Source organism: Devosia beringensis (assembly GCF_014926585.1).
Lineage (GTDB): Bacteria > Pseudomonadota > Alphaproteobacteria > Rhizobiales > Devosiaceae > Devosia > Devosia beringensis.
Genome location: NZ_CP045422.1, coordinates 3,161,456 through 3,182,074 on the forward strand (window position 1 = coordinate 3,161,456; position 20,619 = coordinate 3,182,074).

Sequence of the window (20,619 nt, forward strand, 5' to 3'; positions counted from 1 at the left end):
AGAGCTTTTAGAGGCCGGCCAGAGCGAGCGGTTCGGCGCTCACTTCAACGGCACCGGCGGCGATGGCAGTGGCGCTGATGACGCGCCGGGACATGAGGTTGAGCACCTGGAGCGGGGCTCCGAGCGCCGCGCCGGTGACGGCCTGGCCCTTGACGGTCAGCGTCATGGGGCCGCGGCGGAAGTAGATGGTGACGGCGTCGTTCTTGGCGATGGTCAGGGGCGTGCTGAGATCGGCAGGCTTGAGCATCATGCCTTCGCGGCTCTGGCGGCTGAGCGCCTTGCCGACAATATCTTCCAGCCGGGCGACGCCGCTGGCTTCGGCAAAGCGCAGCGGCACCGGCCGCATGACGATGTTGTCGGGGGTGAGGATGGTGCCGGCGGTGGTGTTGGTGGCCAGGTGCGGCGCGTCGATCATCAGCTCGATCGAGCCCGAGAGATCGAGCGGCTGGTCGAAGCCGGCAATGGCAAAGCGCGCGGTGAAGGTGCCGTTGGCTGGCGCATAGCGCAGACTGGTCAGGCTTGCGGGGGTGTCGACAGCTGCGGCGTTGAACGCGGTGAAGGCCGTGGCGAACTGGGTATTGGCGCTCATGCCGGCGGTGAGAATGCCGCGATTGGCGAGGTCGGCACGGATCAGTTCGGCCAGGTCGGTCTGGCCGATCATGGTGGCGGCGCGGCTGACGCGGATGCTGTCGAGACCGCGGCTTTCAAAGGCCTCGATGCCGATACGGGCGGCGGCGGCCTTGATGTCGCGCAGGGTGACATTGCCGGTCGTGCCCGGCTTGGGCGCCCGGAACAGGGCGTCTTCGGCGGCAAGGCCGGGCTCATCGAACATGTCGCCGACGGTGATGACGCCGGCGGTTACGGTGATGTCGCCCTTGAGCGCAGGGGCGGCCAAGGCGGTGGCGCTGAGCAGCAGCAAGGCGAGCGTGGCGAAAGCGGAGCGGATGATCATCTGGATAGCTCCCTTAACGCAGCTGGCTGGTGGCTTGCATCATCTCGTCAGCGCCGGAGATGACGCGGGCGTTCATCTCGTAGGCACGCTGGGCGGCGATGAGGTCGGCGATTTCGGTGACCGAGTTGACGTTGGACATTTCCAGGTAGCCCTGCATCAGATTGCCGGTGCCGTCGGCATTGGGCACGCCGATCTGGGCGGGGCCGCTGGCGGGGGTGTCCATGAAGAGGTTGTCGCCCAGCGATTCCAGGCCCGACTTGTTGACGAAGCGGGCGAGCTGGAGCTGGCCAAGCTGGACGGGCGTGCTGTCGGTGCCCACATAGGCCGAGATGATGCCGTCCTGGGAAATGGCGACCGAGGTGGCGTCGCCGGGAATGGTGATGCCCGGATCGATGGGGTAGCCGTTGGAGGTGACCAGTTCGCCGTCGGGCGAGCGCTCGAAGGAACCGTCGCGGGTATAGGCGGTGCGGCCGTCGGGCATCTGCACGCCGAAGAAGCCTTCGCCGCGAATGGCGACGTCGAGCTCGCCCTCGGTCATGTTGACACTGCCCTGGCTCATGATGCGCGGGGTGGAGACGGTGCGCACACCCGAGCCGATCTCGACGCCGGCTGGAATGACCGAGCCCGTTGCCGAGCTCTGCGAGCCGGCGCGGTTGATCTGCTGGTACAGCAGATCCTCGAATTCGGCACGGGCGCGCTTGTAGCCCGTGGTGCGCATGTTGGCGATATTGTTGGAGATGACTTCAACGTTGCGTTCCTGGGCGCTCATGCCGGTCGACGCGATATAGAGAGCTTTCATGGCCGGTCCTCAGGGTTAGGCGTTGGCGTCGCCAAGACGCTGGATGGCAGAACGGCGCAGTTCGTCCTGCTTGGTGGCCAGCGAGGCGGCCGATTCATAGGCGCGCTGCACGCGGATCATATCGGCCATCTGGGTGACGCCGGAGACGTTGGATTTCTCGATGAAGCCCTGCATGACGCCGGTCTCGGTGGCGGTCACCGGGGTGCCGCCGGCCCACAGATTGCTGCCGTCGCGGGTCAGGGCCTGGGGATTGTCGAACTCGACAAGGCGCAGGCTGCCCTTGGCGCCGGCGCTGGAGCTGACCGAGCCGTCCTTGCCGATCAGGATACCGGTTTCTTCCGGGCCGAACTGGATGGGGCCGCCCTGGCCGAGCACGGGATTGCCATTGGCGTCGACCAGCGTGCCACCGGCATCGAGCTGGAAGGCGCCGGATTTGGTCCAGCGCTCGCCGGCCGGCGTCTGCACGGCAAAGAAACCTTCGCCATTGAGCGCCACATCCAGCTCGCTGCCGGTCTGCACCATGGCGCCGCCCGAGAGATCATGAATGGTGGCCCAATCCTGCACATAGCTCAGCGGCTGATCGCCGGACTGGAAATCCTGGTCGCGGGCCACCGGCATGACGAATTCTTCAAACAGCAGGTCTTCGGCCTTGAAGCCGGCCGTGTTGATGTTGGCCATATTGTTGGCCACGACATCCATCTGCCGCTGCAGCGCGATTTGCCGGCTCAGGCCTATCAGTTGCGCATTTTCGATCATTGCTGATCCCCGGTGTTAACATCTCCGAGACCGGCCACTTCCCCAAGCGGATGGTCTCGCCGATTACCTTGCAGGAACCGTGCCATTCCGAAAATTTTAATAAAATCATACAGATAGACGTATCGATGGATGCGTCTTGCTGGGTCATGCTGGGCAAGGTCGGCAAAACTTACCCGGCAATATCTGCCGCACAGGGGTAATTTGTAACCATTCGTTAACCATGGGGCGCTTAGCTGGTCGAACAACCGGAATCGCCCGGAAAACCTTGAGTTGGCAGGTGCCCAATGGCCGCTGAAGCGGAAATCGAAGACGGCGCAGAGCCCAAAAAGGGGATCCCCAAGCTCTTCATCATCATTGGTGCGGTTGCCGTGGTGGTCCTGCTGGGCGGCGCGGCGGCGTTCTTCTTCCTGTCCTCGGGCACGGCGGAAGCCGAGCATGGCGCTGAAACCACCGATGCGCATGGCGGGGTCATCGAGGCTGCGCATACCTTCATCTTCAACCTGCCGCCGATGATCATCAACCTCAACAACGAGGCCGATGGCGAGGCCTTCATGAAGCTGACCGTGGCGCTTGAAGTGGCCAATGAAGAGATGATGCTGGAAATCCAGCCGCGCATGGCCAAGGTGATCGACGCGTTCCAGGTCTATCTGCGCGAGCTGCGCAAGTCTGACCTCGACGGTTCGGCCGGGGTGTACCGGCTCAAGGAAGAGCTGCTGCGTCGCGTCAACGTGGCCATCTATCCGTCGCGGGTCGAGTCCGTGCTGTTCAAGGAAATCCTGGTGCAGTAATGGCAGACCCCAGCGAACAGGACAAACTCAGCGACGATTGGGGGCTGGATGACACGGTCATCCCGCTCGACGTCGAGGTCGAGCAGTCCGACGAGGAAAAGGCCGCCGAAGCCACTGCCGAATGGGCAGCCATGCTCGAAGGCGATACCGGGGACGGCGAGGGCGGTCCCGACCGCGTGCTCAACCAGGACGAAATCGACAGCCTGCTCGGCTTTGACTCCAGCATCGGCAGCAATATCGAGCTGACGGGCGTACAGGCGCTGATCAATTCGGCGCTGGTGAGCTATGAACGCCTGCCGATGCTCGAAATCGTCTTTGACCGCCTGGTGCGGCTGGCGACGACGAGTCTGCGCAATTTCACCTCCGACAATGTGGAAGTGACGCTCGATTCCATTTCGTCGGTGCGGTTCGGCGATTATCTCAACTCGATCCCGCTGCCGGCCATCCTGTCGGTGATCCGGGCCGAGGAATGGGAAAATTACGGCCTGCTCACCGTCGATTCCAGCCTGATCTACTCGATGATCGACGTGCTGCTGGGCGGTCGCCGTATCGGCGGCAATATCCGCATCGAAGGCCGGCCCTATACGACCATCGAGCTGGCGCTCGCGCGGCGGATGATCGAGGTGATCCTCGACGACACGCATCGCGCCTTCGAGCCGGTGACCAATGTCAATTTCAAGCTCGAGCGCATGGAAACTAATCCGCGCTTTGCTGCGATCTCGCGGCCGGGCAATGCGGCCATCCTGATCGAGCTGCGCATCGAGATGGACGACCGCGGCGGCAAGATCGAAATCCTGCTGCCCTATGCCACCATCGAACCCATCCGCGAACAGCTGCTGCAGATGTTCATGGGTGAAAAATTCGGCCGCGATGCCACCTGGGAAGGCCATCTGGCCACCGAGATCTATTCGGCGGACGTGACGGTCGACGCCATCCTGCACGAGCAGGATGTGCCGCTGTCGAAGATGATGGCGATCCAGCCCGGCGACACCTTGATGTTCGAGCGTTCGCCCAATGATCCGGTCCGGCTGCGCTGCGGCGGGGTCGAACTGACCGAGGCCATCATGGGCCATATCGGCAATCTGGTCTCGGTGCGGGTTACCCGCCCGCTCAATCCGCCCAAGGTGACCATGGAAGCCTTTGAAGCAATAGACGAAAAATCGGAAGGACGATGATGTTCGGCTTGCCCCTTGGACTGTTCGTGGAAAGTGCAGTGGCCGTTCTGCTGGCGCTGACAATCGGTTACTGCATCGTGCTCAATCACCGGCTGAAGATGCTGCATGCCGACAAGGACGTGTTGCGGCAGATGGTGGCCGACCTGGTGGGGGCCACCAATCTGGCCAACCAGGCGATCAAGGAGCTCAAGCAGACGGCGGTTGAAGCCGATCTGTCACTGAATTCGCGGCTGGAAGAGGCTGAGCGGTTCGGCATCGAGCTGGCCAATCACGTCAATGCCGGCACGGTGCTGATGGAGCGCATCGCGCGCATCACCAGCGTGGCGCGCCACAGCCAGGCCATCGAGCCAATCGAGCAGCCGGTGCCCAACAAGGTGCAGTCCGCGCTCGAACAGCTGCAGTCCCGGGTGCGGACACGGGGAGCGGCAGCGTGACAACTATCCGCCTGCTGCCGGTCGTCGTGCTGGCCATTGGTGCCCTGCTGGTGTTCAAGACCATGGGGCTGGTCACCAATGGCAGCTATGTGCTGACCGGCGCGCGGCAGGCACAGGCATCGGGCGCCGCGGCGCCCGCGGCTGGCGCTGAAGGCGAAGACGCGCTGGCCTTGCCGCAAGAGCATACAATGGAAGACACCAGCCCGACGCTGGGCGATCAGGCGCCAACCATGAAACCGCAAAGTGCCGCGGCTGACCATGGCGCTGCGGCGCCTGCTGCGGGTGACCACAGTACACCCGAAGCGGCGGCGGGAGACCACGCGGAGACCGATCCCGCGGCAGTCGATGGCGCCGTCCCGGCGACCGACGCGGTTCCGGCAGTGGTCAGCGGCACCTATTGCCTGGATTCCGATGCCGCCATCGATGCCGAGGGCAATGTGCAGCTCAATCCGGCCAAGGCCGTCGAGGGCGCGGCGCATGGCGCGGAAGAACCGGCCGTGCCCCCGCGCAGCGGCGACCCGATGCCGGCCTTTGCCGCCTCCATGGCAGACTGCCTGCCGACCGGCGACGCCGTACCGCTGCTGATCGACGGGCAGGGCGGTTCGGAGCCGCTGCTGTCGACCGACACGGCCACCGATACCGAGCAATTGCTGCTGCAGCGGCTGTCGGCACGGCGCGACGAGCTCAAGAAATACGAAGACGACCTGACCCTGCGGTCTTCCATCGTCGATGCGGCCGAAAAGCGCATCGAAGAGCGTACCGCGACGCTGACGGCACTCGAGGCGCAGATATCGACGCTGGTGGATCAGCGCACGGAGATGGAGAGCGGCCAGTTCGCCGGGATCGTGGCGATGTACGAAACCATGAAGGCCAAGGATGCTGCGCTGATCTTCAACAATCTGGACATGGAAGTGCTGCTGCAAGTGGCCAAAACCATGAGCCCGCGCAAGATGGCGCCGATCCTGGCGGAGATGGATACGGCCCGCGCACAGGAGCTGACGGTCAAGATGGCGGCCCTGGCGGACCGTCCGGTATCGGAGATGGCGCCCGAAGATCTGGCCGCCTTGCCACAGATCGTGGGTCAGTAAGGCTTTGCCCTCAGGAGTAAGGCGCCGTTAAGCCCGGGCCGCTAGGGTGCGCAGCACGAATATCGTGTCATCCTGCGCGTCTTGCCGGCCCAGAACAGGGTACGGGACACGCGCCTTGCGTCGGGGCGGGCAGAAGCCGGTGAAGAGCGCTTTCCTTGCAGGTCTGGTGCGGGTCCGAAAGGTCTTGGCGCTTCTGGCCGCGCTGACGGTGCTGGGGCTTGCCGGGCCGGTCGCCAGCGCCGAGCAGGGTCAGCTGCTGGGTACCGAGGAAGACGGCTATGGCCGGCTGATCCTGAGCTTTCCGGGGCGCGATTCCCTACCCACCTATACGATGCGGATCGAAAATGGCGTGCTGTCGCTGGAATTCGACGAGCCGATCGCGGTAATCCTGCCCGATGTGGGCACCGTGATGCCGGACTATCTGTCGGTGGCCCGGGTCGATCCGGACGGTCGCGGCCTGCGCATCGGCCTGCGGTCCGCCTTCAGCTTCAACCGCATCGAGGCCGGCGAGAAGCTCTATATCGACTTGCTGCCGCTGGACTGGCAGGGGCAGCCGCCGCCGCTGCCGCAAGACGTGATTGCCGAGCTGGCCGAGCGCGCCAGGCTGGCGGCGATCAAGGCCGAGCAGGAGCGCAAGGCGGCGGGGGTGATCGAGCTCAACCCGCAGGCAAGCGTGCGCATCGGGCGCAATCCCACCTTCCTGCGCGTGCAGTTCGACTGGAACGTGCCCACCACCGGCGCCTTTGTCCAGGACGGCGATATGGGCATGATCGGCTTTGAATGGCCGGTCGGCATCGACCTGCGCGACCTGGCCATCGACCTGCCGCCCGAGCTGCTGACGGTGGAAAGTGCGGTCAACCCGGATGGCGCCACCGTGACGCTGCAGCTGGCCGAGGGGGTCAAGCCGCGGTTTTACGAGAATTCGCCGCGGCAATATATTCTCGACATCGATATCGCCGGGGACGGTCCGCCCAGCTTTGATGCAGCGACCCTCGCCGATGGCGTGGCCAAGCAGGATGCCGCGGCAGGGGAGCCGCCATCCACCGATCCGCTGGTGGGCATGCTGTTCCCCGAATCGGCCGGCAAGACGGTCACGCCCTTTGTCAGCGTGCTGGGCTCCACAGTGCGGGTGGTATTTCCGTTCGAGCAGGACACGCCGGCAGCGGTGTTCCGGCGCGGCAATACGGTGTGGATGCTGTTCGACACCGTGTCGGGAATTGCGCCGCCCACGCAGTCCGATGAGCTCGATGCCCTGGCCAGCGAATTTGCGGTGGTCGCCTCGGGCGACACGCAGGTGGTGCGGGTCGAGCTGTCGGAGGAAAGGCTGGCGACGCTGGGATCGGAAGGCATGGCCTGGGTGCTGTCGCTGGGCGACATCATGCTGACGCCGACCGAGCCGATCGAGCTCAGCCGCCGGCGCGACGTCGAAGGCAATTTCGAAGTTGTGGCCCAGATGGACCGGCCGGCACGGGTGCATGATTTCCGCGACCCCAATGTCGGGGATGTGCTCAAGGTCGTCACCTCCTATCCACCGGCGCGCGGCCTGTCGCGTTCGCTCGACTATGTGGATTTTTCAGCCCTGCGCAGTGTGCATGGTCTGGTCATCAAGCCCGAGAGCGAAGACTTGTTGGTCAGCGTCGAGAACGATCTGGCCGTGCTGAGCGTCCAGGGCGGGCTGACGGTATCGACCATCGACGGTCCCCGGTCGGTGGGCAATGGCATTACCGAAGCGATGCGCGGGGGCTTTGTCGATCTGGCGCGGCTGGAGCAGCCCGATTTCGGCCTGTTCGCCGAGCAGCAGCATGAAATGCAGTCCAAGGCCGCCAATGCCGAGGGGGAAGCGCGCGATCCTGCCCGCCTCGATCTGGCCCAGTATTACATTGCCAACCAGTTCCCGCAGGAAGCCATCGGCGTGCTCGAGGTGCTCGAGCAGGACCTCAAATCGACGGACCTGACCGGCAAGATGCGGCTGTCGCGGGCGATTGCCGACACCATGGCCAGCCGGCCGCTGGATGCCCTCAAGATCCTCAATACCGCCTCGATGGGCAAGGAAGTGGATGCGCTGGTCTGGCGCACCATCGCGCGCACCGAAAGCTATGACTACAAGGGCGCGAAGAGCGATGCGCTGGAGGGGCTGTCCGTCGTCGACAACTATCCCATCTGGGTGCGCAACCGGTTCTACTTCTCGGCGATCCGCTCGGCCATCGAGGCCGGTGATCCCGACATGGCCGAGCGCGTCCTGGGGCAGATCGACTTTCCGAGCCTTGATGCCGAGGACAGCAGCCTGTTCCATCTGCTGTCGGGGCGGATCGACGAGGCCAATGGGCGGGTCGCCGAGGCCATCGACACCTATGGCCAGGTGATTGCCGCCGATTTCAGGCCGACGCGGGCCGAGGCCATCTACCGGACGCTGCATCTGCTCGATGAAGCCGGCAAGCTCAACCTGGCCAAGGCTACCGAGACACTCTCGGCGGAATCGCTGCTGTGGCGCGGCAATCCGCTCGAGGCGGATATGCAGAAGCTGCTGGCGGAACTGTATTTCCGCAATGGCGACTACCGCCTGGGCTTTGAAACCGTCAAGCAGGCGGTGGCCAACTATCCCGAGAGCCCGCCGATCAATGCGCTGCGCGACGAGGCCCAGAGCATGTTCGGCGAGCTGTTCCTCAATGGCGTGGCCGATTCACTGGGGCCGGTGGATGCCCTTGGCCTCTATTACGACTTCCGCCAGCTGACCCCGCCGGGCGCGCGCGGCGACGAGATGATCCGCAACCTGGCGCGCCGGCTGGTGCGGGTGGATCTGCTGGCGCAAGCGGCCGAACTGCTCGATTATCAGCTCAACAACCGGCTGCGCGGCATTGCCAAGACGCAGATCGCGGCCGACCTGGCGGTGATCTACCTGGCGGACCGCAAGCCGCAGGATGCCATCAGGGTGCTCAATGCGACCCGCATGGAAGGCATGCCGGAATCGCTGGCGCGGCAGCGGCGCGTTCTGGAGGCGCGGGCGATGATCGATGGCGGGCGCGATCAGCTCGGCCTCGACCTGATTCGCGACCTGGATGGGCTGGACGTGACGCTGATGCGCATCGACGCGCATTGGAAGGCGAAGCGCTACAGCCAGGCGGCCGAGATGATCGAGGCGCTCTATGCCGGTCCGACGACCGATGCCGCGCTGAGCCAGCCGGCGCGGATGGGCGTGATCCGGGCGGCGGTGGGCTATGTGCTGGCCAATGACCGGATGGGCCTGGCACGGCTGCGTTCCAAGTTCGGCGAAGCCATGGTGACATCACCGGAATGGCCGATGTTCGACCTGGTGACGGGCAATGTCGAGGTGACGAGCCTCGAATTCAAGACGGTCGCGGCCCAGGTGTCGGGCGTTGAAGGCATCAATGCCTTCCTCGCCTCCTATCGCGATACTTATGGGCCCGATGGTGCGCTGGCGCCCATGGTGGCGTCAGACGCCACGACGGGTAGCGGGAACGTCTGATTGCGCCTCAGGTGCTGACGAAGCTGCGCACCAGCGAGCCGGCCACCAGGTACCAGCCGTCGACCAGCACGAAGAAAATTAGCTTGAACGGCAGCGAGATCACCACCGGGGGCAGCATCATCATGCCCATGCTCATCAGCACCGAGGCCACGACCATGTCGATGACTACGAAGGGCAGGAACAGCAGGAAACCGATCTCGAAGGCACGCCGCAGTTCGGAAATCATGAAGGCCGGGATCAGCAGCTGCAGCGGGATGGCTTCGGGCTCGTTGGGTGGCTCGGCCTCCGACAGGGCGAAGAACAGCGACAAATCCTGCTCGCGCACATTGGCGCGCATGAATTCATGCAGCGGCGCGCTGCCCTGCTCGAAGGCCTGGGTGATCTCGATGTCGCCAGCGAGCAGCGGGGCAATGCCCTGGTCATAGGTGGCCTGCAGCGTGGGCTGCATGACGAACAGCGTCAGGAAGAGGGCAAGCGACACCATCACCGAATTGGGCGGCGCGGTCTGCAGGCCGATGGCGGTGCGCAGCAGCGACAGGACCACGACGATACGGGTGAAGCTGGTCACCATCACCAGGATGGAGGGCGCCAGCGACAGCAGGGTGATCAGCCCGATGATCTGGACGGCGCGTTCGGTAATGGTGGTGTCGTCGCCGAAATCGATCGACAGATCCTGGCCAAGGGCCAGGCTTGGGGTCAGGGCCAGAACCAGCAGTACGGCCGGGCCGACATAGCGGGCAAGGGGGCGCTGCCGCCGCGGGGCGACGTCAGTTCCGCTGGGTCTCGCTGCTGCCGTCGCCAAGGTGCGTGCCCTCGATCTCTGCCTGTCCGACGTCCTCTTTAGCTGAGTCGGGGCCCGGCTGAGCGGTGGGGGAGGCGAATTCAGGGGAAACCGGCAAATCCGTGTCACTGACCGGGCGCAGGAGCCCGGTATGGCGCAGCGAGAGATGGGCACGCTTGCCGGTGGAACGACCCTGTTTCTGCAATTCCGCCAGCACGGTGCCGGGCGCGCCGGCCGGTTCGACGGCAACGGGGGCGGGCACCGGCGCCGGCGCGACCGCGACGGGGGTGGGGGGCTGTGGCGCGGCAGGCGCGGGCTGGCGCGGCGGCACCATGGGCACGGGCCGGCGCGTCGGCGGCACCGGCGCCTTGGCATCCACGGCAATGCCGGTTTCGATCACCAGGTCCTGCGGACCGCCGGTGAGAATGAGATGGTCGACATTGTCGCGGCGGATGATCAGCAATTGCCGCTTGGGATCGAGGGCCAGGCTTTCCACCACGGCAAGGCGCCGGTTGCGGCCGCGCGTCGCCCTGCCGGTGGCACCCTGCAGCAATTTGAGCAGCCAGAGCACCAGGACGATGCCGACAATGACCACGGCAAGGGCAAAGATGGCGTTGACGATTCCACCAAAGGGGGTGGTGATGATGTCCATGTCGGCTCCAAATCGCTGTCGCCGCGAATCCGGGCGGCATATCTTGCCTAGTTAGGCGGGTAAATGTGCAGATTGCGAGGCTTCTGCCGCGCAAAACCGCTTCGGTTAACACTTGATTAACCATAGGGCGGCAAGAATTGCCCATCGGACGAGCAGACTCGCGGGGAACGGCCAATGGGCCTGATGAACATGCCGGTCTTTACGGCGCTGACGGACAAGATGCGCTGGCACCAGACCCGTCAAGGCTTACTGGCAGAAAATGTCGCCAATGCGGAGACGCCCGGATTTCGCGGGCGTGATCTCAAGCAGTTCAACTTTGCCGAGACGTCCGGGGCGTTTTCGGTGGCCTCGGTGACGACGACGGCAACCCAGCCGATGCATTTTGCGGTCGGCGGGCAGGGCGACAGCGCCTTTGGCGCGCAGCAGATGGCCAATTTCGAGATCACGCCGGAAGGCAATGGTGTCTCGCTCGAAGACGAGATGATGAAGGTCACCACCAATATGATGGATTACCAGGCGGCCACGGGCCTCTACCAGAAATCGATCAAGATCCTGCGCACCGCCATGGGCAGGTCGTAAGACCGCCAGAAAGTTTGCGACCATGGACTTCTCTTCTTCCCTTCGGATTGCCGCTACAGGCCTGCATGCGCAGACCGCGCGCATGCGCGTGATCGCCGAAAACCTGGCCAATGCGGACTCCGCCGGCAAGGCGCCGGGCGATGAGCCCTATCGCCGTCGCATTCCGACCTTCGAGACGAGCTTTGACGCCGAAGTGGGCGGCAAGATCGTCGAAGTGGGCAAGCTTGCCTATGACATGAGCGACTTTTCCAGCCGCTACGAGCCCGGCCACCCGGCCGCGGACGCCGCCGGCTATGTGCAGTATCCCAACGTCAATACGCTCATCGAGACGATGGACATGCGCGAGGCCCAGCGCACCTACGAGGCCAATCTCAACGTCGTCACCGTTACGCGGCAGATGCTCGGGCGCACGCTCGACATCCTGCGCGGCTAATCGGCTAGGAAACCAGCATGGCCATCACCACACCGTTCAACGCCGCTGCCGCCGCCTATGGCAGTGCCAGCCGACTGATCCAGCAGGCAGCCAAGCCGGCTGCCGACCTGACCGCCTTGGCGCCCACAGCGGGCGGGCAGAACTTTGCCGACATGCTGGCCAGCCAGGTGCAGGGCGTGGTCGATACCGGCCGCACCAGCGATGCCATGGCCATGGACATGGTCAATGGCAAGGCCAATGTGGTCGACATGGTGACGGCGCTGAGCGAAAGCGAAATGGCCATCGAAAGCATGGTCACCGTTCGGGACCGTGTGATCTCGGCCTATGAAGAAATCATGCGGATGCCGATCTAGCCCTGCCGTCGGCGCCGCCCTGCAGGTATCCCTGCCTGGACTGAGCGGCGCCCTGAACGCCGCGTTCCACCATCGCCGAAGCGCTGCGTTAGGACTATCTTAACCCAGCGCGATTCGTGCGCAGCGAGACGATCATGACCGGCGCCGAAGTCCTCGACATTTCCAGTGACGGTATCTGGGTGCTGATTATCGTATCGGCACCGATGATGATCGTGGGCCTGGTGGTGGGCGTGATCATCGCGCTGTTCCAGGCGCTGACGCAGATCCAGGAACAGACCCTGGTCTTTGTGCCCAAGATCATCGCCATTTTCCTGACCATGCTGCTGACGCTGCCCTTTCTGGGCGCGACCATGAGCGGCTACATGAACCGCGTGATCGACATGATCATCGTGGGCGGTTGAGCCATGACGATCGGGCTCGACTGGCTGCCCAATACCGCCTTTGTCTACCTGCTGCTGTTCATGCGCATCGGGGCGATCCTGATGCTGATGCCGGCGCTGGGCGAGGACATGATCCCCATGCGCATGCGGCTGAGCTTTGCGCTGGCCTTCACGCTGGTGGTCTATCCGCTGCTGGCGCCCGACATGCCGGCCATGCCCGATGCCCTGATGGGGATCACGGCGCTGATCTTTCATGAACTGGCCATCGGCATCATGCTGGGGGCGATTGCGCGGATCACCGTAATGGCGACCAGCCTGGCTGGCGCCGTCATCGCCTTCCAGACCGGGTTGTCGAGCGCCATGGCCGCCGACCCCACCCAGGCGGGGGTGCAGGGCGCCGTGTTCGGCAGCTTTCTCGGCTTTCTGGGCATGGTGCTGATCTTTGCCACCGACCTGCACCACATGGCGCTGGCCGCGACCTTTGACAGCTACATCGCGTTTCCGCTCGATGCGCCGATCATGTTCGAGGATGCGGCGCAGCTGGCGCTGCGCACCGTGGCCAGTGCCTTTACCATCGGCATCCAGATGTCGGCGCCGTTCATTGTCTTCGGCCTGGTGTTCAACCTGGGCGCCGGCATCCTGGCGCGGCTGATGCCAGCCATGCAGGTCTATTTCGTGCTGATGCCGGCCAATATCATGGTCGGGCTGATCCTGTTCGCGCTGCTGCTGACCATGATGATGGGCTGGTACCTGACCGGGTTCGAGAACCATCTCGCGATGTGGAGGGGCTAGATGTCAGACGAAGCTCCCGAACAATCCTCCAAAACCGAAGACCCCTCGCAAAAAAAGCTCGAGGACGCCCATGCCAAGGGCGACGTCGCCAAGAGCCAGGAGGTGGTTACCTGGTTCATGTTGCTGGGCTCGGCGGCGATCTTTTCCATGATGGCGCCGGGGGCGGCCAAGGAACTGATGGCCTCGCTCGAGCTGGTGATGATGAATGCCGACCGCATTTCCCTCGAGGGGGATGGCTTTGGCGCCTTTCTCAACAACCTGGCGCTGGCGCTGCTGTTTCCGGTGATGATCCCGCTGGTGGTGCTGTCATGCTGCGCCATTGCCGCCAATCTGATGCAGCACCGGTTCCTGTTTTCGGGGGAGTCGCTGAAGCCGAAATTATCCAAGATTTCGCCGCTGGCCGGCGCCAAGCGGCTGTTTTCCAGCGAGTCGCTGGTCAACTTCGTCAAAGGGCTGCTCAAGATCGGCGTGGTGGGCACGGTGGTGGTGGCCACGGTCTGGCCCGAGCGCGACCGGCTCGAGACCATGGTGACTTCCGATCCGCTGATCATCCTGGCCGACTTTGTCGAGATGGGTACCAAGATCTTCCTCGCGACCCTGATGATCGTCACGCTGATCGCCTTTGCCGACTACCTCTATGTCCGCCAGAAATGGTGGAAGAAGCAGATGATGACGCTGCAGGAGACCAAGGACGAGTACAAGCAGATGGAGGGCGACCCGCATATCAAGGGCAAGCTGCGCCAGCTGCGGCAGGAAAAATCGCGCCGGCGCATGATGCAGGCCGTGCCCGACGCCACCGTGGTGATCACCAACCCGACCCACTTTGCCGTGGCACTGCAATATGACAAGGCCATGGGCGCCCCCAAATGCGTGGCCAAGGGCGCCGATGCGGTGGCGTTCCGCATCCGCGAAGTGGCCAAGCAGCACGATGTGCCGATCGTGGAAAACCCGCCGCTGGCGCGGGCGCTCTATGCCAGCATGGAGATCGACGACACCATTCCCAATGAGCACTTCAAGGCGGTGGCCGAGGTGATCGGCTTCGTCATGCGCCTCAAGAAGGGGGCGGGCTGGAAGTCGCGCTAAGCCGACCTCCAGCCGGCGATCCGCTCAGGCCGCCGTGGGGGCAGGGATGGGGAAGATCCGGTCATAGGCCAGGTTGAAGACGAAGGCATAGACCATGTAGAACAGGGCGAAGGCCACATCCATCAGCAGCGCCTGCCACAGGCTGATGCCCAGATACCAGGCGATCAGCGGCATCAGCGCGATGAGCAGGCCCAGCTCGAAGAGCACGGCGTGCAATACGCGCAGCAGCAGGGTCTTTTCCGTGTGGCCGCGCCAGCGCAGCATCAGACGGTCGAAGCCGTAGTTGTAGATGTAGTTCCATGCCATGGCCACGGTGGCGCTGAGGGCGCCGATAATGCCGATGTCGTGCAGGGGCATGGCAAAGGCAAGGGCGCCGAGCGGCGTGACCAAGGCCAGGCCAAGGATTTCAAACCAGATGGCGTGGCGAATGCGGTCGCGATTGGTGCGCATGAGAAGTGTCCCGAAACGATCGGGACGTCCCGAATGCAAATGCCAGAAGGGGGCGAGGTCGTCCTCGCGGCTCCAGATATCGTAGCTGGGGCGGAAAAGGCAAGGTCTGTGCCGTTGGCGACGCGCCGACGGGCAGGGGCTTGCGGCAGAAATGCCACCCGAGGGAAGCCGGGCCGGTGGCGCGATGGTCGTTTGCCCCATAGACTGGGGCCGCGAGCGCGCGGTGTTGAAAACGCCGCGCGGCCTCCCGCAGGGGGAGGGCATTTGCTAGACCTTGTACAGCGCCTGATTCGGCCCGACTGACTGGCTACGGAGCAGATTGAACCATGGCATTGACGCCCCTCGGCGAGGACTCCTATCCCGATCCGCTCATTGCCAATGGCCGCAATGGCGCCGGCCTGTGGCGGGTGGTGCTGCTGGGCGTGGTGCTGGTGGGCATTGCCGTGGGCTTTGCGCTGTTCGGCGACCAGGTCTCGCCCGACCTGATCATGACTTTTGTCGGCGTGCTGGCGGTGGTGGGCGTGTTCTGCCTGTTCGCGCTGGCCGCCGGGCTGTTCCGCTTTGCCAATGGCGAAGAACGGCGGACGATTTCCAATGCGGTGGTCGACAGCCTGCCCTTCGGCGCCGTGGTGGCCGATCGCGATGGCAAGATTGCCTATGTGAATGCCCATTACGGCAGCTTTGCCGGGGCCCTGACCAATGGGCTGCCGGTGGGCGTGCCGCGGCTGTTTGCCGGTCAGTCCGACGCCAGCGAGGCCATCTACCGGCTGTCGCGGGCCGCCAAGGACGGACGCGCCGCCATCGAGGATATCCGTATCATCGGCGGGCTGGGCGGTTCGCAGGCCAATGCCAACAAGGCCTTCTGGTATCGCGTCATGGTGCGGCCACTGCCGGAATCGGACGAGGCCAGCAAGCCCATAGTGATCTGGTCGGTGGAGGACATCACCCGCGACCGCGACAGCAATGAGAGCGCCTTCCGCGACCTGCAGCGGGCGATCGACTATCTCGACCATTCGCCGGCCGGCTTCTTCTCGGCCGATGCGCATGGCCGCATCCAGTACCTGAACTCGACGCTGACCGACTGGCTGGGCTATGACCTGGCCGAATTCAATTCGGGCCAACTGGGCATGTCCGACATCGTGCGCGGCGACGGCGCAACGCTGCTGATGCGCGGCCGTGGCGATGGCGAGATCCGTACCGAGATCATCGATATCGACCTGGTGCGCCGCAATGGCACCAGCCTGCCGGTGCGGCTGCTGCATCGTGCAGCGCGGCTGGCCGATGGCGAGCTGGGCGAGACGCGTACCCTGGTGCTCGACAAATCCAATGCGCCGGACAATGAAGAGGAACTGCGCGCGGCCGAGGTGCGGTTCTCGCGCTTTTTCAACGACACGCCCTTTGCCATTGCCACGCTCGACGCCGATGGGCGGATCATCCGCACCAATGCGCCGTTCGGGCGGATTTTCCACTGGGCGGGCGAGGAAAAGAGCATCGAGATGGAGCCGCTCAGCGCGCTCATCGGTGAGGGCAGCCGCGAGCGCTTCGGCAAGGCCGTCGGCGAGGCGCTGGCGCATCGCAGCGAGATCGAACCGGTGGACGCGCTGCTCAGCGTCGAGGGCGATCATGCCGTGCGGCTTTATCTGTCGGCCTCAGAAATGAGCGCCGGCTCGCCCGAGCAGATCAATGTCTATGCGCTGGACATGACCGACCAGCGCAAGCTGGAGGCCCAGTTTGCCCAGAGCCAGAAGATGCAAGCCGTGGGCCAGCTGGCCGGTGGGGTCGCACACGATTTCAACAACCTGCTCACCGCCATTATCGGCTTTTCCGACCTGCTGCTGCTCAAGCACAAGCCGGGCGACCCCTCGTTCAGCGAGCTGATGCAGATCAAGCAGAACGCCAATCGCGCCGCGGGCCTGACCCGGCAGCTGCTGGCCTTTTCGCGCCGGCAGACGCTGCGGCCGCAGGTGCTCGAACTGCCGCTGATCGTCGACGATCTGACGGTGCTGCTCAAGCGCATGATCGGCGAGAAGAACACGCTGACCGTGCAGCATGGCCGCAATATCTGGCCGGTGCGCGCCGATGTGGTGCAACTCGAACAGGTGATCATCAACCTGGTGGTCAATGCGCGCGACGCCATGGACAAGGGCGGCTCGATCACGCTGCGCACCGCCAATGTCGATCGCTCGGAAGCGGCGACGCTCAATTTCGAGGGCATGGTGCCGGCCGATTATGTGCTGATCGAGGTGCAGGATACCGGCACCGGCATGACGCCCGAAGTGATCGCCAAGATCTTCGAACCGTTCTTCACCACCAAGGAACTGGGGAAGGGCACGGGCCTGGGCCTGTCGACGGTCTATGGCATCGTCAAGCAGACCGAGGGTTTCATCTATCCCGTCTCGGTGGTGGGTGTGGGCACGACGTTCAAGATCTTCCTGCCGCGGCATGTACCGGACGAGAACGAAGTGGCGGCCAAGGTGGCAGCCGCGGCGGCGCCGGTGCGCGACCTGACCGGGCATGAGCGGATCCTGCTGGTCGAGGACGAGGAAAGCGTGCGCGCCTTCTCGGCCCAGGCGCTGCGTGCCACCGGCTATGAGGTGTTCGAGGCCGATGGCGGCGAAGAGGCCATGGAAGTGCTGGCCGATATCGACTTCAAGATCGACCTGATGATCTCGGACGTGGTGATGCCGGAAATGGACGGTCCGAGCCTGCTCAAGGAAGTGCGCAAGACCATGCCGCATCTCAAGGTGATCTTCGTGTCCGGCTATGCCGAGGAAAGCGTGCGTCGCGATATCGAGGACGACCAGAGCGTGGAATTCCTGCCCAAGCCCTATTCGCTCGACCAGATCAATTCCAAGGTCAAGCAGGTACTGCAGAAGCTCGGCAAGGACGAGGTGCATTGACCGAGCAGGGGCGGTTTGCCGGGCCGACTGAACTCAATGTGCTTGGTGAGGCGCTGCAGCCCTGTTCGCACGATCCGCTGACCGGGTTCTACCGCACCGGCTATTGCGCGGCGGGGCCCGACCATGCGGCGGTGCACCTGGTGTGCATCGAGGCCAGCGACGCCTTTCTGACCTATTCCAAGGCGGTGGGGAACGACCTGAGCACGCCGATGCCGCAATTCGGCTTTGCCGGGCTGGTGGCGGGCAACCGCTGGTGCCTGGTGGCCGGTCGCTGGATGCAGGCGCATGTTGCCGGCACGGCGCCGCGCGTCTATCTGCGCGCCACCAACAAGGAAGTGCTGGGCCTGGTGCCGATGGCGATCCTTCGGGCCTACGCGCTCGACCTGAACTGACCGACGACGCTCAGGCCAGGCCGCCGGGAATGGGCGTGCCGGGGGCCAAGAGGCCCTTGGCGGCCAGGCTGGTCCAGAGTTCGTGCGGGATGGTGATGTCCCACCAATCGAGAATGCCGTTAAGCTCGGCCGGGGAACGCGGCCCGGGCAGGACGTTGCAGACCACCGGATGGGTCAGCGGGAACTGCAGGGCGGCAGCCGGCAGCGGCACCCCAAAGCCCTGACACACTTCCTCGATTGCCCTGACGCGGGCGACCACGGCGTCAGGCGCCTTGGCATAGTTGAATTTATCGCCGCCCACCAGAATGCCCGAATTGAACGGGCCACCGACTACGACCGAGGCGCCGCGCTGGGCGCAGGTGGTCATGAACGGGGCGAGCGCGGTCTGTTCGAGCAGGGTATAGCGCCCGGCCAGGAGGAAGACGTCCCAATCGCCCAAGGCGAAGGCGTCCATCAGCACTTCCCATTCATTGACGCCAAGGCCAATGGCGCTGACGAGGCCGCTGTCGCGCAGTTCGCGCAGGGCGCGGTAGCCGCCGCCGGCCAGCTGCGCCCAATAGGCCGCGTTGGCCGTGCCATGGGTGGCGGTGCCGATGTCGTGGACATAGAGAATATTGACGCGGTTGAGGCCGAGGCGCTGCAGGCTGTCCTCGAAGGAGCGCATCACGCCGTCATAGGTGTAATCGTAGAGCTGGTCGAAGGGCAGGGGATCGACCCAGTTGCCCTTGTCCTGCATGGCGGGATCGACCGGTTTGAGCAGGCGGCCGACCTTGGTGGAGAGCACTGCCTCGGACCGCCGAGAGCGCAGCACGTCGCCCACCAGGTGTTCCGAGCGGCCCAGGCCATATTGCGGGGCGGTGTCGAGATAGGTGAGACCCTGGTCGAGCGCATGGCTGACCGTGGCGCGGGCCTGGTCGGCCGGCACGGCGGAGAAGATGCCGGCAAGGCTGGCGCCGCCGAGGCCCAGCGTGGTGATCTGCAGATCGGTCCGGCCGATCCGGCGCTTTTCAAAAGTTCGTGCCATGGTATTTCCCCCCGCCTCGCAAGGCGGAGGGAAACTGACATGTTAGTGTCGGGGCGGCAAGCGGGTAGCGGGCTAGTAGACATTGCCGATGATCAGGGGATGCTCATCCTGCTGGCGCAGCGGGTTGCGCAGGGCGGCGCCGAAGGGGGCGGCCTCAAGCTCGAAAATGTCATTCGGCTGCGTGGCAATGCCATCGGCAAAGCTCAGCGTGGCGGTGCCGAAGCAATGGACATGCACATCGCCGGGATTGCGGAACAGCTCATATTTGAAGTGGTGATATTCAAGATTGGCGATGGTGTGGCTCATATTGTCCTCGCCCGAGACGAAGGGCTTTTCCCACAGCACCTTGCCGTCGCGCCAGATGCGCGAGGTGCCCTCGACATGGGCGGGCAGGTCGCCCAGGCGCAGTTCGGGGCCGAAGGAACAGGCGCGCAGCTTGGAATGGGCCAGGTAGAGATAATTCATCCGCTCGGTGACGTGATCGGAGAATTCATTGGCCAGGACAAAGCCCAGGCGACGCGGCTGACCGTTCTGGTCGATGACATAGATGCCGGCGATTTCGGGCTCTTCGCCGGCGTCCAGGGCAAAGCCGGGGGAGGGGATGGGATGGCCGGGGCGGGCCACGGTATAGCCATTGCCCTTGTAGAACCATTCCGGCTGCACGCCATGGCCGCCATCGGTGGGCTTGCCGTGTTCAAGGCCCATCTGGAACATCTTCATCGAATCGGTGAGCTCGCCGGCCGGCTTGCTGCCGCTGGCCTTATGCATGGCGTCGCGGGTGGCGGCCGAGCCGAGATGGGTGAGGCCGGTGCCGGTGACGTAGAGATGAGCCGGATCGGGATGGTCGATGGGGGAAAGCATGCGCCCCTCGGCCAGGATGGCGGCGCGATCGACGGTGTCGCCCAGGCCGCGGGATGCGATCAGGGCGGCGAGGCCGCCATGGCTGGAGAGCGCGGCAATGGTCAGCTCATAGACACTGGCGGTGTCATTGACCGTCCGGGCTACCCCGTCCTGCACGGCAGCCACGGCGCGATGGCCATTGAGATCGAAGAACTGGATGAGATTCACGGCGCGGCTCCTGCGCAACAAGGCCCCTGGGGCACGATTGCGGGCATAAAACGCAACATGGCCCCGCGACGCAAGTGCAAAAATCATACTTATGATGCGCAGCTGGGCCGAGCGAGCGATTCTTCAGAGTCTATGGCCAAGAACTAACCGATGTTCTCATTTTGTCCATTGACGAGACGGGAACAATATGAGAACAAATAAAGCACATTGTATGCACCCCCAGCTCAGGCATCCGCGCGTTGCGCCGCCCTCCGGA

At 64.2% G+C, this 20,619-nt stretch carries 21 protein-coding genes; 13 read left to right on the top strand and 8 right to left on the bottom strand.

Going from position 1 to position 20,619, the window contains the following annotated elements; translation table 11 throughout:
• Window positions 1-7: 7 nt before the first annotated feature.
• Genes flgA through flgF form a run of 3 tightly spaced genes read right to left on the bottom strand, consistent with a single transcriptional unit; the run spans window position 8 to window position 2,507 of the window.
• Window positions 8-952, bottom strand: a complete 945-nt coding sequence (gene flgA / locus GDR53_RS15375; RefSeq protein ID WP_193335334.1) for a flagellar basal body P-ring formation chaperone FlgA — start codon at window positions 950-952, stop codon at window positions 8-10.
• Between the two features lie 13 nt (window positions 953-965).
• Entirely contained in the window at window positions 966-1,751 is a 786-nt protein-coding gene (flgG, locus tag GDR53_RS15380) for a flagellar basal-body rod protein FlgG (protein ID WP_193335335.1), read from the bottom strand.
• 15 nt (window positions 1,752-1,766) lie between these two features.
• Window positions 1,767-2,507 (bottom strand): flagellar basal-body rod protein FlgF, encoded by a 741-nt coding sequence (gene flgF, locus GDR53_RS15385; protein ID WP_332872347.1) that lies wholly within the window; start codon window positions 2,505-2,507, stop codon window positions 1,767-1,769.
• A 284-nt stretch (window positions 2,508-2,791) separates the two neighbouring features.
• On the opposite strand from flgF, the gene GDR53_RS15390 reads away from it, so the two are divergent.
• The 5 genes from GDR53_RS15390 to GDR53_RS15410 all read left to right on the top strand — a co-directional run bounded on the left by GDR53_RS15390 (window position 2,792) and on the right by GDR53_RS15410 (window position 9,476).
• Window positions 2,792-3,295, top strand: coding sequence for a flagellar basal body-associated FliL family protein (locus GDR53_RS15390; protein ID WP_193335336.1), 504 nt, complete (start codon window positions 2,792-2,794; stop codon window positions 3,293-3,295).
• A complete protein-coding gene (gene fliM, locus GDR53_RS15395) occupies window positions 3,295-4,470 on the top strand; it encodes a flagellar motor switch protein FliM (RefSeq protein WP_193335337.1) in 1,176 nt (391 codons plus the stop codon). The genes GDR53_RS15390 and fliM overlap by 1 nt, the downstream gene beginning before the upstream one ends.
• On the top strand, window positions 4,470-4,904 hold the full coding sequence (locus tag GDR53_RS15400) for a DUF6468 domain-containing protein (RefSeq protein ID WP_193335338.1): 435 nt from the start codon (window positions 4,470-4,472) through the stop codon (window positions 4,902-4,904). The genes fliM and GDR53_RS15400 overlap by 1 nt, the downstream gene beginning before the upstream one ends.
• Window positions 4,901-5,992, top strand: coding sequence for a MotE family protein (locus tag GDR53_RS15405; RefSeq protein ID WP_193335339.1), 1,092 nt, complete (start codon window positions 4,901-4,903; stop codon window positions 5,990-5,992). Before GDR53_RS15400 ends, GDR53_RS15405 begins: the two co-directional genes overlap by 4 nt.
• A gap of 184 nt (window positions 5,993-6,176) precedes the next feature.
• Complete coding sequence (locus tag GDR53_RS15410; RefSeq protein WP_193335340.1) at window positions 6,177-9,476, top strand: tetratricopeptide repeat protein; 3,300 nt, start codon at window positions 6,177-6,179, stop codon at window positions 9,474-9,476.
• A gap of 7 nt (window positions 9,477-9,483) precedes the next feature.
• On the opposite strand, the gene fliP is transcribed toward GDR53_RS15410, so the two are convergent.
• Both fliP and GDR53_RS19805 read right to left on the bottom strand, forming a co-directional pair.
• Window positions 9,484-10,278, bottom strand: a complete 795-nt coding sequence (fliP, locus tag GDR53_RS19800; RefSeq protein ID WP_408639768.1) for a flagellar type III secretion system pore protein FliP — start codon at window positions 10,276-10,278, stop codon at window positions 9,484-9,486.
• A complete protein-coding gene (locus GDR53_RS19805; protein WP_232846642.1) occupies window positions 10,244-10,909 on the bottom strand; it encodes a flagellar biosynthetic protein FliO in 666 nt (221 codons plus the stop codon). Before GDR53_RS19805 ends, fliP begins: the two co-directional genes overlap by 35 nt.
• A 174-nt stretch (window positions 10,910-11,083) precedes the next feature.
• On the opposite strand from GDR53_RS19805, the gene flgB reads away from it, so the two are divergent.
• From flgB to flhB, 6 genes are all read left to right on the top strand, one after another.
• Window positions 11,084-11,488: a flagellar basal body rod protein FlgB gene (flgB, locus tag GDR53_RS15420; RefSeq protein ID WP_193335342.1), complete on the top strand. Its 405-nt coding sequence runs from the start codon at window positions 11,084-11,086 to the stop codon at window positions 11,486-11,488.
• A 22-nt stretch (window positions 11,489-11,510) separates the two neighbouring features.
• Entirely contained in the window at window positions 11,511-11,921 is a 411-nt protein-coding gene (flgC, locus tag GDR53_RS15425; protein ID WP_193335343.1) for a flagellar basal body rod protein FlgC, read from the top strand.
• Between the two features lie 17 nt (window positions 11,922-11,938).
• Window positions 11,939-12,274, top strand: coding sequence for a flagellar hook-basal body complex protein FliE (locus GDR53_RS15430; RefSeq protein ID WP_210321343.1), 336 nt, complete (start codon window positions 11,939-11,941; stop codon window positions 12,272-12,274).
• A 134-nt stretch (window positions 12,275-12,408) separates the two neighbouring features.
• Window positions 12,409-12,675 carry a flagellar biosynthesis protein FliQ gene (fliQ, locus tag GDR53_RS15435; RefSeq protein ID WP_193335344.1) on the top strand — a complete coding sequence of 89 codons (267 nt, stop codon included), beginning with the start codon at window positions 12,409-12,411 and terminating at the stop codon, window positions 12,673-12,675.
• 3 nt (window positions 12,676-12,678) lie between these two features.
• On the top strand, window positions 12,679-13,446 hold the full coding sequence (fliR, locus tag GDR53_RS15440; protein ID WP_193335345.1) for a flagellar biosynthetic protein FliR: 768 nt from the start codon (window positions 12,679-12,681) through the stop codon (window positions 13,444-13,446).
• Window positions 13,447-14,529, top strand: a complete 1,083-nt coding sequence (flhB, locus tag GDR53_RS15445) for a flagellar biosynthesis protein FlhB (RefSeq protein ID WP_193335346.1) — start codon at window positions 13,447-13,449, stop codon at window positions 14,527-14,529.
• Between the two features lie 24 nt (window positions 14,530-14,553).
• Here the strand turns inward: flhB and GDR53_RS15450 are convergent, their stop codons facing one another.
• Window positions 14,554-14,979 carry a PACE efflux transporter gene (locus GDR53_RS15450; protein ID WP_193335347.1) on the bottom strand — a complete coding sequence of 142 codons (426 nt, stop codon included), beginning with the start codon at window positions 14,977-14,979 and terminating at the stop codon, window positions 14,554-14,556.
• Between the two features lie 326 nt (window positions 14,980-15,305).
• Here GDR53_RS15450 and cckA point away from each other — a divergent pair, with 326 nt between their 5' ends.
• Window positions 15,306-17,879 (top strand): cell cycle histidine kinase CckA, encoded by a 2,574-nt coding sequence (gene cckA, locus GDR53_RS15455; RefSeq protein WP_193335348.1) that lies wholly within the window; start codon window positions 15,306-15,308, stop codon window positions 17,877-17,879.
• Window positions 17,876-18,271 carry a DUF2237 family protein gene (locus GDR53_RS15460; RefSeq protein WP_193335349.1) on the top strand — a complete coding sequence of 132 codons (396 nt, stop codon included), beginning with the start codon at window positions 17,876-17,878 and terminating at the stop codon, window positions 18,269-18,271. Before cckA ends, GDR53_RS15460 begins: the two co-directional genes overlap by 4 nt.
• A 10-nt stretch (window positions 18,272-18,281) precedes the next feature.
• Here GDR53_RS15460 and GDR53_RS15465 read toward each other — a convergent pair whose 3' ends face one another.
• Window positions 18,282-19,295, bottom strand: a complete 1,014-nt coding sequence (locus GDR53_RS15465; protein ID WP_193335350.1) for an aldo/keto reductase — start codon at window positions 19,293-19,295, stop codon at window positions 18,282-18,284.
• A gap of 72 nt (window positions 19,296-19,367) precedes the next feature.
• Window positions 19,368-20,363 (bottom strand): AraD1 family protein, encoded by a 996-nt coding sequence (araD1, locus tag GDR53_RS15470; protein WP_193335351.1) that lies wholly within the window; start codon window positions 20,361-20,363, stop codon window positions 19,368-19,370.
• Between the last annotated feature and the right edge of the window lie 256 nt (window positions 20,364-20,619).